At 71.8% G+C, this 14,656-nt stretch carries 16 protein-coding genes; 9 read left to right on the top strand and 7 right to left on the bottom strand.

What is annotated here, in order from left to right:
• The first annotated feature begins 52 nt into the window (after nucleotides 1-52).
• The 4 genes from EDD92_RS05020 to EDD92_RS05005 all read left to right on the top strand — a co-directional run bounded on the left by EDD92_RS05020 (nucleotide 53) and on the right by EDD92_RS05005 (nucleotide 4,105).
• Entirely contained in the window at nucleotides 53-1,381 is a 1,329-nt protein-coding gene (locus tag EDD92_RS05020) for an RICIN domain-containing protein (RefSeq protein WP_260326320.1), read from the top strand.
• 116 nt (nucleotides 1,382-1,497) lie between these two features.
• Nucleotides 1,498-1,953, top strand: coding sequence for an RpiB/LacA/LacB family sugar-phosphate isomerase (locus tag EDD92_RS05015; protein WP_123963183.1), 456 nt, complete (start codon nucleotides 1,498-1,500; stop codon nucleotides 1,951-1,953).
• Nucleotides 1,954-2,000: 47 nt separating this feature from the next.
• The gene (locus EDD92_RS05010) at nucleotides 2,001-3,152 is read left to right on the top strand and encodes a carbohydrate kinase (RefSeq protein WP_185123937.1); all 1,152 of its coding nucleotides are present in this window, start codon (nucleotides 2,001-2,003) and stop codon (nucleotides 3,150-3,152) included.
• Nucleotides 3,149-4,105 carry a pseudouridine-5'-phosphate glycosidase gene (locus tag EDD92_RS05005; protein WP_123963182.1) on the top strand — a complete coding sequence of 319 codons (957 nt, stop codon included), beginning with the start codon at nucleotides 3,149-3,151 and terminating at the stop codon, nucleotides 4,103-4,105. Before EDD92_RS05010 ends, EDD92_RS05005 begins: the two co-directional genes overlap by 4 nt.
• Before the next feature lie 15 nt (nucleotides 4,106-4,120).
• Here the strand turns inward: EDD92_RS05005 and ilvY are convergent, their stop codons facing one another.
• Complete coding sequence (ilvY, locus tag EDD92_RS05000) at nucleotides 4,121-4,963, bottom strand: HTH-type transcriptional activator IlvY (RefSeq protein WP_123963181.1); 843 nt, start codon at nucleotides 4,961-4,963, stop codon at nucleotides 4,121-4,123.
• 88 nt (nucleotides 4,964-5,051) lie between these two features.
• Between ilvY and EDD92_RS04995 the strand changes: the two genes are divergently transcribed.
• Nucleotides 5,052-6,521: a ketol-acid reductoisomerase gene (locus EDD92_RS04995; RefSeq protein WP_123963180.1), complete on the top strand. Its 1,470-nt coding sequence runs from the start codon at nucleotides 5,052-5,054 to the stop codon at nucleotides 6,519-6,521.
• 34 nt (nucleotides 6,522-6,555) lie between these two features.
• Nucleotides 6,556-7,083 (top strand): SMI1/KNR4 family protein, encoded by a 528-nt coding sequence (locus EDD92_RS04990; protein ID WP_123963179.1) that lies wholly within the window; start codon nucleotides 6,556-6,558, stop codon nucleotides 7,081-7,083.
• Between the two features lie 9 nt (nucleotides 7,084-7,092).
• On the opposite strand, the gene EDD92_RS04985 is transcribed toward EDD92_RS04990, so the two are convergent.
• The 5 genes from EDD92_RS04985 to EDD92_RS04965 are packed head-to-tail and all read right to left on the bottom strand — an operon-like array spanning nucleotide 7,093 to nucleotide 10,004.
• Nucleotides 7,093-7,488: a tautomerase family protein gene (locus EDD92_RS04985; RefSeq protein WP_123963178.1), complete on the bottom strand. Its 396-nt coding sequence runs from the start codon at nucleotides 7,486-7,488 to the stop codon at nucleotides 7,093-7,095.
• 22 nt (nucleotides 7,489-7,510) lie between these two features.
• Nucleotides 7,511-8,419, bottom strand: coding sequence for a phosphotriesterase (locus EDD92_RS04980; RefSeq protein ID WP_123963177.1), 909 nt, complete (start codon nucleotides 8,417-8,419; stop codon nucleotides 7,511-7,513).
• A complete protein-coding gene (locus EDD92_RS04975; RefSeq protein ID WP_123963176.1) occupies nucleotides 8,416-9,000 on the bottom strand; it encodes a DUF4865 family protein in 585 nt (194 codons plus the stop codon). Before EDD92_RS04975 ends, EDD92_RS04980 begins: the two co-directional genes overlap by 4 nt.
• 11 nt (nucleotides 9,001-9,011) lie before the next feature.
• Nucleotides 9,012-9,407 carry a cupin domain-containing protein gene (locus EDD92_RS04970; protein WP_123963175.1) on the bottom strand — a complete coding sequence of 132 codons (396 nt, stop codon included), beginning with the start codon at nucleotides 9,405-9,407 and terminating at the stop codon, nucleotides 9,012-9,014.
• A 12-nt stretch (nucleotides 9,408-9,419) separates the two neighbouring features.
• Nucleotides 9,420-10,004 carry a TetR/AcrR family transcriptional regulator gene (locus EDD92_RS04965; protein WP_123963174.1) on the bottom strand — a complete coding sequence of 195 codons (585 nt, stop codon included), beginning with the start codon at nucleotides 10,002-10,004 and terminating at the stop codon, nucleotides 9,420-9,422.
• Between the two features lie 173 nt (nucleotides 10,005-10,177).
• Here EDD92_RS04965 and EDD92_RS04960 point away from each other — a divergent pair, with 173 nt between their 5' ends.
• The 3 genes from EDD92_RS04960 to EDD92_RS04950 are packed head-to-tail and all read left to right on the top strand — an operon-like array spanning nucleotide 10,178 to nucleotide 13,769.
• Complete coding sequence (locus EDD92_RS04960; RefSeq protein WP_123963173.1) at nucleotides 10,178-10,465, top strand: SHOCT domain-containing protein; 288 nt, start codon at nucleotides 10,178-10,180, stop codon at nucleotides 10,463-10,465.
• Nucleotides 10,462-11,211: an ABC transporter ATP-binding protein gene (locus tag EDD92_RS04955; protein WP_123963172.1), complete on the top strand. Its 750-nt coding sequence runs from the start codon at nucleotides 10,462-10,464 to the stop codon at nucleotides 11,209-11,211. Before EDD92_RS04960 ends, EDD92_RS04955 begins: the two co-directional genes overlap by 4 nt.
• Entirely contained in the window at nucleotides 11,208-13,769 is a 2,562-nt protein-coding gene (locus tag EDD92_RS04950; RefSeq protein ID WP_123963171.1) for an ABC transporter permease, read from the top strand. Before EDD92_RS04955 ends, EDD92_RS04950 begins: the two co-directional genes overlap by 4 nt.
• Nucleotides 13,770-14,033: 264 nt before the next feature.
• Here the strand turns inward: EDD92_RS04950 and EDD92_RS04945 are convergent, their stop codons facing one another.
• Nucleotides 14,034-14,564: an ATP-binding protein gene (locus tag EDD92_RS04945; protein WP_123963170.1), complete on the bottom strand. Its 531-nt coding sequence runs from the start codon at nucleotides 14,562-14,564 to the stop codon at nucleotides 14,034-14,036.
• Between the last annotated feature and the right edge of the window lie 92 nt (nucleotides 14,565-14,656).

Genomic DNA, 14,656 nt, shown 5'->3' with positions numbered 1-14,656 from the left:
CCCCGGCGACCGACGCTCCCTGTCCAACCCCCGACCAAGGAAGCAGGTCTGCATGAAACGCAAACCGCTCTTACTGACCATCACGGCCGCGCTGCTTCTCGTCCTGTCAGCTGCGGGCACCTCGTTCAGCAGAGGCCTCACTGCACCCGCGTCGGCCACGGCCACCGCCGGCTGCGGCAAGGCCCCGACGCTGACGAGTGGTACCCATACGATCCAGAGCGGCGGCCAGACCCGCAGTTACATCCTGCGGGTCCCTGCCGGCTACGACAGCAACCACCCCTACCGGCTGATCTTCGGCTTCCACTGGCGGGGCGGCACCGCCAACGACGTCGACTCGGGCGGAACGGACGGATACAACTGGTCCTACTACGGCCTGCGGCGCCTGGCGGACAACGCGAACAACGGCACGATCTTCGTCGCCCCCCAGGGCAACGGCAACGGCTGGGCCAACCCCGGAGGCCAGGACGTGGCCTTCGTCGACGCCCTGGTCAACCAGATCGAAGGGGGCCTGTGCGTCGACACCACCCAGTTGTTCGCCGGCGGCTTCAGCTACGGCGGCGCGATGTCGTACGCCCTCGCCTGCTCCCGTGCGACGGTCTTCCGCGCGGTCGCGGTCTACTCCGGCGCGAACCTCAGCGGGTGCAGCGGCGGCAACCAGCCCATCGCCTACATGGGACTGCACGGCCTCAGGGACAACGTGCTGCCCATCCAGTCGGGACGAGACCTGCGCGACACCTTCGTCCGGAACAACGGCTGCACCCCGCAGAACCCGCCCGAGCCGGCCTACGGAAGCCTGACGCACATCATCACCACCTACTCCGGATGCAGGTCCGGATACCCCGTCGTCTGGGCCGCGTTCGACGGAGCGGGCCACGACCCCGGCCCGATAGACGGTTCCACCGGTGACGGCTGGCGCACCTGGACGTCGGCAGCGGTGTGGCAGTTCTTCACACAGTTCGGCTCGAACCAGCCGCCGCCGCCACCGCCGCCCTCCGGCAACCAGGAGATCGTCGGCCAGCAGTCGGGGCGCTGCCTCGACATCAACAACTCCACGACGGCCAACGGCACGCAGGCACAGCTGTGGGACTGCAACGGCGGCTCCAACCAGCGGTGGACGCACTCCGCCGGAAAGCAGCTGGTCGTCTACGGCAACAAGTGCCTGGGCGTCGGCCAGTCCGCGGGCAACGGCACCGCGGCGGCGATCTGGGACTGCAGTGGGCAGGCGGACCAGCAGTGGAACATCAATCCCGACGGCACGATCACAGCCGTGCAGTCGGGGCTCTGTCTGGACGCCAGCGGCCAGGCGACCGGCAACGGGACGAAAGTCCAGCTGTGGAGTTGCTCGGGCGGTGCGAACCAGCACTGGCGTCTGCAGAACTGACCCACCGGGGCCAGGCACGCCACCGTGCGGGCCTGGCCCCGCAGACCTCGATGCACCGGATCGGAGCCGCAGCTCCGGACTGTGGCTGACGCTCCGCGCGGCGTTAGGCTCCGGACATGCGGATCTCCGTTTCCTCGGACATGGACGAGCCCGTGGCGCGCTCGCTCGTCGCGGAACTGAACAGGCGCGGCCACGAGGTCGTGCCCCACGGGGCGCTGAGCCCCGGGGGCGACCCCCAGTGGGCCGCGTGCTCCGAGGCCGCGGCCCGCGAGGTCGCCGCGGGGACCGCCGACCAGGCGATCGTGTGCTGCTGGACCGGCACGGGCGCGTCCATCGCCGCCAACAAGGTGCCCGGTGTACGGGCCGCCCTGTGTACCGACGCGTACACGGCGGACGGCGCCCGCCGCTGGAACGACGCCAATGTGCTGGCGCTGAGCCTGCGACTGACGTCCGAGCCGCTGCTCAAGGAGATCCTCGACGCCTGGTTCGCCGGCTCGGCCAGCGAGGACGCCGAGGACCGGGCGAACGTGGAGCGCGTGGGACGGCTCGACGCCGACAGGAGCACCGACTGAACGCACCCCCTTGCTTACTGCAATAAAGGCGCTTTAGTTTAGTCAGCATGATGTTGACCCAGCGGGAGCGCGAGATCATCGCGCTGCTGCGCCGCGACCCGCTGGCCGGGCCGCAGGCGATCGCCGACGCCCTCGGCAGCACCCGGGCCGCGGTGAACGTGCACCTGTCCAATCTGGGCAAGAAGGGCGCCATCCTCGGCCGCGGCTACATCCTCCGCGAGGAGAACGCCGTCGTGGTCGTCGGCGGGGCCAACGTCGACGTGAAGGTACGCAGCCTCGCCCCCGTACGGCAGCGGACCAGCAACCCGGGGCGCGCCGGCACCACCGCGGGCGGTGTGGGCCGCAACATCGCGGAGAACCTGGCGCGGCTGGGCACCCCGACCCATCTGATCGCCGCCGTCGGCCGGGACGCGGCGGGCGAGCGGCTCCTCGCCGAGACCGCGGCGGCCGGGGTGCGCCTCGACCACGTGCACCGCAGCGCCCACCCGACCGGGACGTACACGGCGGTCCTCGACGCCGACGGAGACCTGGTCGTGGCGGTCGCCGACATGGCGGCCACCGAAGCTCTGGCGCCCGATGACCTGCACCCGGCCCGCGAGCTGATCGCCCACGCCGACATGCTGGTCCTGGACGGCAATCTGCCCGCCGAGGTGCTGGCCCACGCGATGCACGTCGCGCAGCCCGCCGCCGTACCGGTGGTGATCGACCCGGTCAGCGCCCCCAAGGCGGCCCTGCTCGCGCCACTGCTCACCGCCCGCCGCCCGGTCTTCGCCCTGACACCGAACCTCGACGAACTGCGCGCCCTCCTGGGGCACCCCATCGGCGACAGCGAGGCCGACGTGACGGCCGCCGCCGGCACGCTGCACACCCGCGGGGTGCGCCATGTGTGGGTACGGCTCGGGGCGCGCGGCAGTGTGCTGAGCACCGCGGGCGAGGAGGCGACCTTCCTGCCCGCGCCGCCCGCCGAGGTCGCCGACGTCACCGGCGCCGGGGACGCGATGCTCGCCGCGTTCGTCCACGCCCTGCTGGCCGGAGGCGACCCGGTGGACGCCGCCCGCTACGGACACGCGGCCGCAGCCCTGACGGTGCAGAGCCCGGCGACGGTGCGCCCCGACCTGACCCCGCGTCTGATCGAGGACGCGCTGACCGACCCGACCGACCCGAACGACCTGAACGATCCGATGCGGAGCCAGAGATGACCACGCCCACCCCCGCCCCGACCCCCGCGACCCCCGTCCCGCACCCGCGTCTCGTGCTGACCGACGAGGTCCGCGAGGCGCTGCGCGACGGGCGGCCCGTCGTGGCGCTGGAGTCGACGATCATCAGCCACGGCATGCCGTACCCGCAGAACGTGCAGATGGCCGTGGAGGTCGAGCAGATCATCCGCGACGGCGGCGCCGTCCCCGCGACGATCGCCGTCCTGCACGGCCGGCCCCACATCGGGCTGACCCAGGCGGACCTGGAGCTCCTCGCGACGGCGCCGGACGTCACCAAGGCCAGCGTCCGCGACCTCGCGTACGTCATCGCGCGCGGCACCCACGGTGCGACGACCGTCGCCGCGACCATGCGGCTGGCCGCGCTCGCCGGCATCCGTACCTTCGTCACCGGAGGCATCGGCGGTGTGCACCGCGGCGCGCCGACGACGTTCGACATCAGCGCCGACCTGACGGAGCTGGCCGCGACCGGCGTCGCGGTGATCAGCGCGGGCGTCAAGAGCATCCTCGACATCGGCCTGACCCTGGAGACGCTGGAGACCCTCGGCGTGCCGGTTCTGACCTACGGCACGGACGAGTTCCCGGCGTTCTACTCGCGCCGCAGCGGCTTCACCTCGCCCATGCGCGTGGACTCGCCCGCCGAGATCGCCGCCGTCATGCACGCCCGCTGGGACCTCGGCATTCCCGGCGGCCTCAGCATCGCCAACCCCGTGCCCGAGGACGAGGAGGTCCCGGCCGAGCGCATGGACGGTGTCATCGCCCAGGCCCTGGCCGAGATGGACAAGGCCGGCATCACCGGCAAGGACACCACCCCCTATCTCCTCGGCCGGATCGTCGAGCTCACCGGCGGCGAGAGCCTGCGCACCAACATCGCGCTGGTCAAGAACAACGCCCGGCTCGGTGCGCGCATCGCCGTCGAGTACGCCAAGCTCGGCTGAGAACCCCGCCGCGGCTCACAGGCTCCACAGCGCCGCCACCGACGGCCGCCGCAGATCCGCCCGCCGTACGCACAGCCCGATCGGGAACGGCTCCGGCGGCGGATCTGCGGGAACCACCGCCAGCCGGTCCCGCACCGCACTGTGCTCCAGTACGAGCCGCGGGACCACGCCCGTGCCGCAGCCCAGGGCGACGAGCGTCAACAGCCCCTCGTGACCGTCCGGTTCACAGGCCACCTCCGGTCGCATGCCGCGGGTGCGGAACCAGCGGTCGGCGGCCTCGCGGACGAGCCCGCGGTGCGGGAGGACGAACGGGCCGTCGAGACCGGGGTCCGGGCGGTCCCGTGCGGTGACGAGGACCAGCTCGGTGACCGCGACCGTACGGCTCACCAGTCCCTCCGGCAGCCGTGCCGGGATCCCTGCCACGGCCACGTCGACCTCGCCCTCGTCGAGGCGGGCCAGCGCGGCCGCCGCGTCACCGGTGCGCAGGTCGAGCAGGACCTGGGGGTGGGCGGTCCGGAAGGGGGCCAGCAGATCCGGCAGCAGGGCCTGGCAGGCGGTCACCGTGGCGAACACCGCCAGTCGGCCGGTGAGTTGGGCCGGATCGGGATGCTCCTCGCGGTAGGAGCGCCACAACTCCAGTGCCTGCACGGCGTATTCACGGAAGCGATGCCCCTCCGCCGTCAGCGACACCCCGCGCGGCCCGCGCTCGAACAGCCGGTGCCCGAGACCGGTCTCCAGGCGCTGCACCGTACGGGTCAGCGTCGCCGGGCTGACATGGCAGTCGAGGCTCGTCCGTCCGAAGTTCAGCGTCTGCGCCAGATGCAGAAAAAGACGCAGCTCCCGATGGTCGTCCCGCACGCCGTGACCTCGCTCTTTCACCTCGCGCAACACCGCGCTGCACATGTTGCGCTTGCTGCAATGAACTCCCGGAGCCTACAACTCGACCATGACCTCCACCACGTACACCTCCCGCGTCTTCCCCCTCGAAACGATGGACGTGCCCGGCGGCACCGAGACCATCCTGCGCGGCGGCCGGCACCTCTTCCCGGTGCTGCCGCAGGCCTTCGCCGGCGTCCGCCGCATCGGCGTCATCGGCTGGGGCCCGCAGGGCCGCGCCCAGGCCCTCAACCTGCGCGACTCGCTGGCCGGTACGGACATTCAGGTGGCCGTCGGACTGCGCCCGGGCTCCGCGTCGGCCGCCGACGCCCGCGCCCACGGGTTCACGGAGGAGAACGGCACGCTCGGCGACTGGCTCGCCGTCACCGCCGAAAGCGACCTCCTGATCCTCCTGATCGCGGACGCCGCCCTCGCCGCCCACCACCAGGAGATCTTCGCCGCCCTCAAGCCCGGCGCCGTGATCGGCCTCTCGCACGGCTTCCTGCTCGGCCATCTCCGGGAAACCGGCGGGGAGTTCCCGCCCGGACACGGGGTGATCGCCGTGTGCCCCAAGGGCATGGGCGACTCCGTGCGCCGCCTGTACCAGCAGGGCGAGGAGATCAACGGCGCGGGAATCAACAGCAGTCACGCCGTCCACGCCGACCCCGACGGCCGTGCCACCGACCTCGCGCTCGGCTGGTCGGTCGCGCTCGGATCGCCGTACACCTTCCGCACCACGCTGGACAGCGAGTACCTCTCCGACATCGTCGGCGAACGCGCCATCCTGCTCGGCGCCGTGCACGGCATCGTCGAGAGCCTCTACACCCGCGCCCGCCTCGACGGCGACAATCCCGTCACCGCGTACGAGAAGACCTGCGAGAACATCACCGGACCGATCGCCCGCACCATCTCGCACAGTGGGCTGCGGGCCGTGCGAGAGGGCCTCGACTCGGCCGGACGGGACGTCTTCGACCGCGCGTACACCGCGACGTACGCGCCCGCCCGCGAGATCGTCGCCGAGATCTACGACGAGGTCGCCGACGGCACCGAGCTGCGCAGCGTGATCCTCGCCGAACGGCGGCTCGGCAGCGGCCCGATGAGCGAGATCGGCGGCTCGCCCATGTGGTCGGCCGGCGACGAGGTGCACGCCCGGCGCGGCGAACGCGACCTGCCGGTCGACCCGTTCACCGCGGGCGTCTTCGTCGCCACCATGACCGCTCAGATCGACGAGTTCGCAGACCGCGGCCACCCCTGGTCGGAGATCGTCAACGAGTCGGTCATCGAGGCCGTCGACTCCCTGCTGCCCTACATGCACGCCCGCAATGTCGCCCACATGGTCGACAACTGCTCCCGCACGGCCCGTCTCGGCGCCCGCCGCTGGGGCCCCCGCTTCCAGTCGGCCTACGAGCAGATCGCCTACCCGGCCGCCGAGCGCCCGGCGGACGAAGCCCTGTTGACGGCCTTCGACACCCACCCCGCGCACGAGGCGCTGGCTGCGGCGGCGAAACTGCGGCCGTCCGTGGACATCGCCGTCTCCTGAGGTCGTTGTCAGTGGCGGTGGTTAGCCTGCCTGCATGATCGAGACGACCGGCGACGACCGCCGCTTTCCGCCCGCCCTGGTCGCCGTGGCCGAGGTGGCGTTCGACTACGACGACGGCGAGGGCATCGACTTCGAGCCCTACAACGCCTTCGACTCCGCGGAGGAGACCACCGACTGGATCCGTCACTGGACCGGCAACCACGAGCTGGACGGCGACGCCTACCGGGTCTTCGGACAGGACGGCACCGGAGGCCTCGCCGCCCTCTGGTGCGTGCGGCCCGGCCGGCCACTCGCGGAACAGCCCGTGGTGTTCCTGGGGTCGGAGGGGGAGCGGGGTGTCGTCGCCGGAAACCTCTCCGACTTCCTGTGGGTGCTGGCCGACGGCCTGGGCCCGATGGAGGTCATCGAGTACGAGCAGCGCGAGGCCCGCCCGAACCCGACGCTGGCCGTACTGGCCGAGCGGCACGCCGGCACCCCGCGCCGGACCGCCCGGGAGATCATCGCCGAGGCGCAGGCCGAGTTCCCGGCCTTCTCCGAGGACCTGGACGAGCTCTGCCGTTGATGCGGCCGGTCACGTGTCGGCCGCCTGGAGGTACTGTGCCGCCCCGTGACCGAGCGACCAGTCGGCCGAACCGTTCTCGGTCACAGTGACGAAGACGTTCCGCGGCTCGGTCCCCGCGTAGGCCTGGGCCAGTTCGGCGATCCGCCGGTACAACGCCTGCTTCTGAGCAGCCGTGCGGCCGAAGCGCATGGTGATCGCGACATAGACGATGCCGTGGTCGCGCTCCACGCCGAGGTAACTGCCGTACCGCAGCGTGCTGTTGGTGCCGTCGTGTCCGACCAGGATCTGGAAGTGGTCGTCGGCGGGGATGCCGAGCGTCTCCACCAGAGCCTCGTGCACGGCTCGGCCGAGCGCGTCGAGGCGTGTGGGGTCGGCTCCCAGTGCGTCGATACGGACCAGGGGCATCGGCGGTGGTCCACCTTTCCGCTCAGCGCCACTCGACGGCGAACGCCCGGCCGGGGTTCTCCGTGAGGACGCGGTCGATGAGTTCCTCACCCAGTTCCAGCGCGAGCCGCGGCCGCACTCTGCCCAGCAGATACCGCATCCCCGGACCGCCGTCGACCGACCGCGCCCCGGCCACCACCGTGTCCCCGCCGAGCAGCAGCCGGTGCCCGAAACCCGCCTCGGCGAGGGCCCGTACCGCGACCGGCATGCGCCAGTCCGTGGCGTGGTGGGGGCGGGACGGGCCGTCGAACGCCAGCCAGCAGCCCGCCTCGGCGGCCTGCCGCTGGACCACGAGGTCGGGGGAGCGGTTGAGGTGGCCGAGTATCACCCGCTCCGGCGGGACGCCCAACTCGCCGCACAGCAGGTCCAGTACGTCGAGCGCGCCCGTGCCCATCTCCAGGTGCACGGCGATGGGCGCCCCCGTCGCGTGGTGGGCCTCGGCCGCCGCGGTCATGGTCCAGCGGGCGTGAGCGTCGAGCGCATGGAAGCCGCCGGCCACCTTGACGAGCCCGGCGCGGACGCCCGACGTTCCGATGCCGTCGCTGAGTTCGGAAACGAACACGTCGGCGAGCCTGCCGCGCAGCTCGTCGAGCAACTCCGGTGCGTAGTGGGCGGCTTGATGCAGTCCGGTCGCGCAGACCACGTGTACGCCGGCCGCCCGGGACAGCAGGGGCAGGTCGGCGGCCCGACGCCCCATCCCCCAAGGCGTCCACTGGACGACGCTGGCCCCGCCCGCCGCACGGAACGCCTCCAACTCGGCCCGCGCGGCAGAGGCGTTGCTCAGCTCCTGGCCGGGCAGTTGCGGGCTGCTGAGGAAGAGATGGTCGTGCGCGTCGCACACGCCCAGATCCTCGGGCCGTACGTCCCCCAGCACCGAACGGACGGTGCTCACCACTGCCGCCCGCACGGCAACTCGTCACGCCCCGGCGTCGACATGTGCAGCACCTCGAACACGTCGCCGTCGGCCTTCGGCGTGTCGTGCTCCCACAGCGAGAAGTGGACGAGCTCCCAGCGGCTCGAGTCCACGGCCGCCGCCGCAAGCACCGCGCCGTCCTCGCCGGCCAGCCGCGCGGTCTCCCGCGCCGCGTCCGCCATGACGTCGGCCAACACCACGCCCTCGGGCACCGGTTGTCGCCGCCGTACCGCGAACCGCGCCGGTGGGCCGGGGGCGCCGCCCTCCTCGTACGCCAGGCCCGTCCACTGCCGGACCGACGGCCGCCCGAAGTCGTTGCTGAGCCCCTGGAAGGCGCCGCCCCAGAGGAAGGCGTTCATACCCTCCATGGTGTTCCACAGGTAGAACGGCGCGTACTGGTTGACCGGCGAGCCGTTCACCCCGCGCTCCCGCAGGAGATACGTCTTGAGGCCGAGGCCCTCCCAGTCGTCCAGCAGATGCCCGATACGGGCGGCACGGCCGCGGATGATGTCCGTGTCGTAGTCGGCGGGCAGAGTCAGCTCGTACTGCATGGCGTGCATCGGGTGCCTCCTCAGGCGGGGTAGTCCTCGGGGCCGACGTGCGCGTCCCACTGGGTGGTGGTGCCGTCCTCGGCGGCCTCGACGACCGCGAGATGCGTCATGAAGGTGCGCGGCCCGGCGCCGTGCCAGTGCCACTCGTCCGGCTCGATCCACACGGTGTCACCCGCGCGGATCAACTCCGGTGCAGCGCCCTTGCGTTGCACGAGCCCCTCGCCCTCCAGGACGTGCAGCACCTGACCGCGCGGATGGCGGTGCCAGGCGGTGTGGGCGCCGGGTGCGAAGTGGACGTTGAACATGCGCAGCCGGGACGGCGCCGCGGGCGCGGCTATCTCGTCGAGCCACACCGAGCCGGTGAAGTTCTCCGCCGGGCCCTGCCGGGTGTCGGGGCGCTTCCTGGTGATGTGCACAGACCTGAACTCCTAACGCGGGGCGAGAAGGGAGAGCAGCCCTCGGACGCCGGCGTCGAAGGCGGTGGGGGAGCCGGAGGCGCGGGCGAGGACATAACCGCCCTGGACGGTCGCGAGGACGGTCGCGGCGAGCTCCTCGCCGTCCAGCGAGGGCGCGAACTGGCCCTGCTCCTTGCCCTCTTCGACGATCCCGGCGATCAGCTCGCGGATCGCGTCGAGCGTCTCGTCGACCGGTGCGCGCAGCTCCTCGCTGGCGATGACGTCCGGATCCATCGTCAGCCGCCCGACGGGGCAGCCGCGCAGCACGTCACGCTCGCGCAGCAGATAGGCCTCGATGCGCTCGTACGGCGTTCCCGGCCCGCCCAGTACTCCCTCGGCGGTAGCCCGCAGCTCCTCGGCCGTCCGCCGGATCGCTGCCAGCGTGAGATCCGGCTTGCCCTTGAAGTGGTGGTACATGCTGCCCTGTCCGGCGCCCGATCGCTCCAGGATCGCCTTGGGGCTGGTGCCCACGTAACCGCGCTCCCACAGCAGCTCACGGGTGGACTCGATCAGCCGGTCCGAGGTGCTCTCCGAGGTGCTCATGAACCGACTGTACATACTAGTAGTTACAGAAGTCGAGCCCTTTGGGGAGCAACGGACCCGACCCCGTGTACTCCCCGGGAGGTATGCGTACTGCCGCTGGCCGTACGACGACCCGGACCCCTCCCCGGCGGGAGTCTCGAGCCATCACCACCAGACGCACCACAGACCCGTTCAGGAGATGACCCGAGATGCAGACCCTCGCAGACTGGCACGGCGGCCCAGGCCCGTGGATCCTCTTCTTCCCGCTGATCTGGGCGGCCGTCGTGATCGGCGTCGTGACCGTCCTGCGCCGCACCGCGTGGCGCGGCCGTGGCGGCCCGTGGCGGGCCATGGGGGACACCCGCCCCTCCGGCGACTCGCCCCTTGCCGTCCTCGGTCGTCGCTTCGCCTCCGGTGAGATCGACGAGGACGAGTACTGGCGCCGACTGTCCGTGCTGGACGAGCAGTTCGGCCGCACCAAGGGCGGTGCGGCGTGACCACCACGACCGCCATCCGTACGGCCGCCCGGGTCGTCGACGCCGTGAAGGTGTACGGCCGCGGCGACACCGAGGTGAGGGCCCTGGACGGGGTGAGCGTCGACTTCCCGGTCGGCCGCTTCACCGCGATCATGGGGCCCTCGGGCTCCGGAAAGTCCACCCTGATGCACTGCGCGGCCGGCCTCGACACACTCAGCTCGGGCACCGCGTACATCGGTGACACCGACCTCGGCGGGCTCGACGACCGCCGGCTCACCCTGCTGCGCCGCGACCGCGTCGGCTTCGTCTTCCAGGCGTTCAACCTGGTGCCGACGCTGAGCGTCGCGGAGAACATCACGCTGCCCCTGGACCTCGCGGGCGGCAACGGCGACCCGGAGTGGATCGAGGCGCTCATCGACGTCGTCGGCCTGCGCGACCGCCTCCACCACCGGCCCTCCGAACTCTCCGGCGGTCAGCAGCAACGCGTCGCCGTGGCACGGGCGTTCGCCGGGCAGCCCGACGTCGTCTTCGCCGACGAGCCCACCGGCAACCTCGACTCCCGCTCCGGCGAGGAGGTCCTCGGCCTGCTCGGCCGCGCGGTGCGTCAGACCTCCCGCACCGTCGTCATGGTCACCCACGACCCGGTCGCCGCAGCCCACGCCGACGAGGTCGTCTTCCTCGCCGACGGACGCCTGGTCGACCGCATGGAATCCCCGACCGCCGACAAGGTCCTGGACCGCATGAAAGCCTTCGAGGTGCCCTCATGAACGCCTCCGTACGCCTGAGCGTGTCCTCCCTGCGCGCCCACAAGCGGCGCTTCGCCGGCACCTTTCTCGCCGTCTTCCTCGGCGTCGCCTTCCTGGCCGGCACTCTCGTCATGGGCGACACGCTGCGCGCCAGCTTCGACTCGATGTTCGGCAACGCGACCAGCGGCACGGGCGCCGTGGTGCGCAGCGCCGACGCCATCACCACACCGGGCGAGAGCCAGGGCGTGCGCCAGCCGGTCGACACGGCCCTGGTGAACACCCTCGAGCAGGTGCCCGGAGTCGCGGCCGCCGCACCCGACATCGAGGGCGCCGGCCAGCTCGTCGGCAAGAACGGCAAGCCCATCGGCGGCCAGGGCCCGCCCACCCTCGCCGGCAACTGGATCACCGACGCCAAGCTCAACCCCTACCAGCTCGCCGAGGGCCGCGCCCCGCAGCAGTCCGGCGAGGTCGTCGTCAACCGCGGCGCCGCGAAGAAGGGCAACCTGAGGATCGGCGACACCACCACCCTCCGAACCCCCGACCCGGTCAAGGTGACGGTCGTCGGCCTGGCGACCTTCGGCGGCGAGGACGGCATGGCGCAGGTGACCTTCACCGGCATGACCCGCGCCGACGCCGAGAAGTACCTCACCGCCCGCCCCGGCGAGGCGGCGAGCATCAAGGTGCGGGCGGGCCCCGGCGTCAGCGAGAAGGAACTCGTCGACCGCCTGACTCCCGTACTTCCCAAGGGAGTTGAGGCCATCACGGGTCAGGCGTCGGCCCAGGAGAACACCGACATGATCTCCAGCCAGTTCCTGACCATCTTCACCACCTTCCTTCTCGTCTTCTCCGGCATCGCCCTCCTCGTCGCGACCTTCTCCATCCACAACACCTTCGCGATCGTCGTCGCCCAACGCACCCGAGAGAACGCCCTGTTGCGCGCCCTCGGTGCCTCGCGCCGACAGGTCACCGCAACGACCCTGATCGAGGCCACCGCCGTCGCCGTGGCCGCCTCGATGGCGGGCCTCGCGGGCGGCATCGGCATCGCCGCCGGACTGCAGGCCCTGTTCCCGGCGATCGGATTCCCCTTCCCCGACGGCAACCTGGTCATCAGCACCCTGTCCATGACGCTTCCGCTCGCGGTCGGCATCGTGGTCTGCCTGGGCTCCGCGCTGCTGCCCGCCGCACGCGCCGGCCGCACCGCCCCACTGGCCGCACTGCGCGAGACGGCCGTCGACACCTCCGGCGCCTCCCGCACCCGCGCAGTCACCGGCATGGGCCTCGCCGCCCTCGCCGTCGCCGGCACGCTCAGCGGGGTCCTCGTCTCACCCTCCATCTGGATGGCTGGACTTGGCGCCGTCCTTGCCCTGGTGGCGTTCGTCGTCCTCGGCCCGGTGGCCTCGACCACGGCCGTACGCATCCTCGGCGGCCCGCTCGACAAACTCCGCGGTGTCACCGGCGGTCTCGCCCGCCGCAACGCCCTGCGCAGCCCCAAGCGGACGGCCGCAACCGCCAGCGCCCTGATGATCGGCGTAGCCGTCGTCTCTCTCTTCACCGTCTTCGGCGCCTCACTGAAGGCGACCATGGACCAGACCGTGTCCCGGTCCTTCGCCGGCGACGTCGCCGTCAGCACACCGTCCTTCGGCGCGGGCGGCAGCGGCCTGAGCCCCCGGCTCGCCGGCGCGATACAACGACTCCCCGAGGTCGACACGGCCGTGGGCCTGGGCCGCGGAGTCGCGGAAGTCGACGGCGAGGGACGGGCGTTGACCGTCAGCGACCCGGTCGCCCTGGAGCGCACGTTCGACCTCGGCAAGGTCGACGGTTCACTCCGCGCCCTCGGCACCGACGGCATCGCCATCACCAGGGCGGAAGCCGACAAACAGCACCTGTCCACCGGCAGCCGGGCCCAACTCACCTTCACCGACGGCAAGAAGCAGACCTTCACCGTCCGAGCGGTCTACGGCCAGTCCGAACTCGCCGGCGACTACGTCATCACGCGCGCCGCCTGGGCCCCGCACCGCACCCAGGACTCCGACAGCCTGGTCGCCGTCTCCTTCAAGGGCGGCGTGAGCACGGACGCGGGCAAGGCCGCTGTGCAGAAGGTCGCCGACCGGTACGGCAACCCCGAGGTGCAGACCCGCAGCGAGTACGCGCAGTCCTCGGCCGGTGGCATCGGCATGATGCTGACCCTCGTCTACGCCCTGCTCGCCCTCGCGGTCCTCATCGCGCTGCTCGGCATCGCCAACACCCTGACCCTGGCGATCCACGAACGCACCCGCGAACTGGGCCTGCTCAGGGCCGTCGGCCAGACCCGTCCCCAACTGCGGGCCATGGTCCGCTGGGAGTCGGTGCTCGTCGCCGCCTTCGGCACGGCCGGCGGCCTCGGCCTGGGCGCCTTCCTCGGCTGGGTGCTGGTCAAGGCCTCGGACGGCGCCAGCGACAGCGCCTTCGCCTTCGCGATTCCGCCCACGCAGCTGGTGATCGTGGCGCTGGTGGGCCTTGCAGCCGGCGCCCTCGCAGGCCTGCGCCCGGCCCGCCGGGCTGCACGCCTGGACGTCCTGCGCGCCATCGCCACCGAGTGACCGACGCCCGGAAGCAAGGTCGGCGAGTCGCCCTGCCCAACGGCACTGCGACGGCCGACCGGCTCAACGGCATGGGCACTCCAACGCCCACTGCACCGCCGGACACCGGCCGGGAGGGAGCCGCAGGGGGCGCGCCGGTGTCGAGGGGGCATGGGGGCACCTGCCGCTCGAGCGAAGCCGAGAGTGGGGGAGCGCTGAGGGCGATCGGCCTCTCGACATCGGCTGAGGCGCCCCGAAGGCGACCGACCCAAAATCACCGCCCGGTCAGCCGGCAACGGCGGACCGGGCGGGAGCGTGCGTGGACCTGTGGCCGTCGGCCGCGTGCTCGACCTCCACGAGACGGCGGGCCGGCTTGTCGGCCGTACGGCGCGGAGGGCGGGCCGGCGCAGCCACCGGAGCGGGCGTGGTGGGCAGCGCGAACCAGACGACCTTGCCCGACTCGCCGTCCGGACGCGCCCCCCAGCTCTCGCTCACCGCGGCCACCATGGCCAGCCCGCGCCCGGTGGTGGCGGAAGCTTCCACGTCCCGCACTTCGGGCAGGCGGGGGTCGTGGTCGCGCACGGAGACCATGAGCCGGTCCAGCACCAGCTCTATCTCGACGGTGCACAGCTTGTCGGGCTGGGCGTGCAGGTGGACGTTGGTCAACAGCTCCGTCACACCGAGCGCGGCCCGGTCGATGAGGGGGTCCAGATGCCAGTAGCGCAACTGCGCAGAGACGATTCTGCGGACCTGGCCGATCCGCGACGGCAGGGCTTGCAGCTCTACCGTGCAGTGCCTGCTTGGGTGACTGATCACGGCTGCGACTCCCCGACTTAAGAGGTCCGGAAGAACACGGAGTACGGATCCAGCAGGTGCCTGAGGGCCTGGCCACCTGCCGTCGTGCCCGG

It is taken from the genome of Streptomyces sp. TLI_185, assembly GCF_003814765.1.
In the GTDB taxonomy this organism is placed as follows: Bacteria; Actinomycetota; Actinomycetes; order Streptomycetales; family Streptomycetaceae; genus Streptomyces.
Note: the sequence above shows the minus strand (reverse complement) of the source record. Positions and strands in the feature narration are given on the sequence as shown.

Coding starts and splice junctions, on each gene's coding strand:
- EDD92_RS04995 (WP_123963180.1), top strand. CDS start 5,052: ATGACCTCCACCACGTACACCTCCCGCGTCTTCCCCCTCGAAACGATG.
- EDD92_RS05015 (WP_123963183.1), top strand. CDS start 1,498: ATGCGGATCTCCGTTTCCTCGGACATGGACGAGCCCGTGGCGCGCTCG.
- EDD92_RS04950 (WP_123963171.1), top strand. CDS start 11,208: ATGAACGCCTCCGTACGCCTGAGCGTGTCCTCCCTGCGCGCCCACAAG.
- EDD92_RS04960 (WP_123963173.1), top strand. CDS start 10,178: ATGCAGACCCTCGCAGACTGGCACGGCGGCCCAGGCCCGTGGATCCTC.
- EDD92_RS05005 (WP_123963182.1), top strand. CDS start 3,149: ATGACCACGCCCACCCCCGCCCCGACCCCCGCGACCCCCGTCCCGCAC.
- EDD92_RS04985 (WP_123963178.1), bottom strand. CDS start 7,488: ATGCCCCTGGTCCGTATCGACGCACTGGGAGCCGACCCCACACGCCTC.
- EDD92_RS05010 (WP_185123937.1), top strand. CDS start 2,001: ATGATGTTGACCCAGCGGGAGCGCGAGATCATCGCGCTGCTGCGCCGC.
- EDD92_RS04990 (WP_123963179.1), top strand. CDS start 6,556: ATGATCGAGACGACCGGCGACGACCGCCGCTTTCCGCCCGCCCTGGTC.
- EDD92_RS04975 (WP_123963176.1), bottom strand. CDS start 9,000: ATGCACGCCATGCAGTACGAGCTGACTCTGCCCGCCGACTACGACACG.
- EDD92_RS05020 (WP_260326320.1), top strand. CDS start 53: ATGAAACGCAAACCGCTCTTACTGACCATCACGGCCGCGCTGCTTCTC.
- EDD92_RS04965 (WP_123963174.1), bottom strand. CDS start 10,004: ATGTACAGTCGGTTCATGAGCACCTCGGAGAGCACCTCGGACCGGCTG.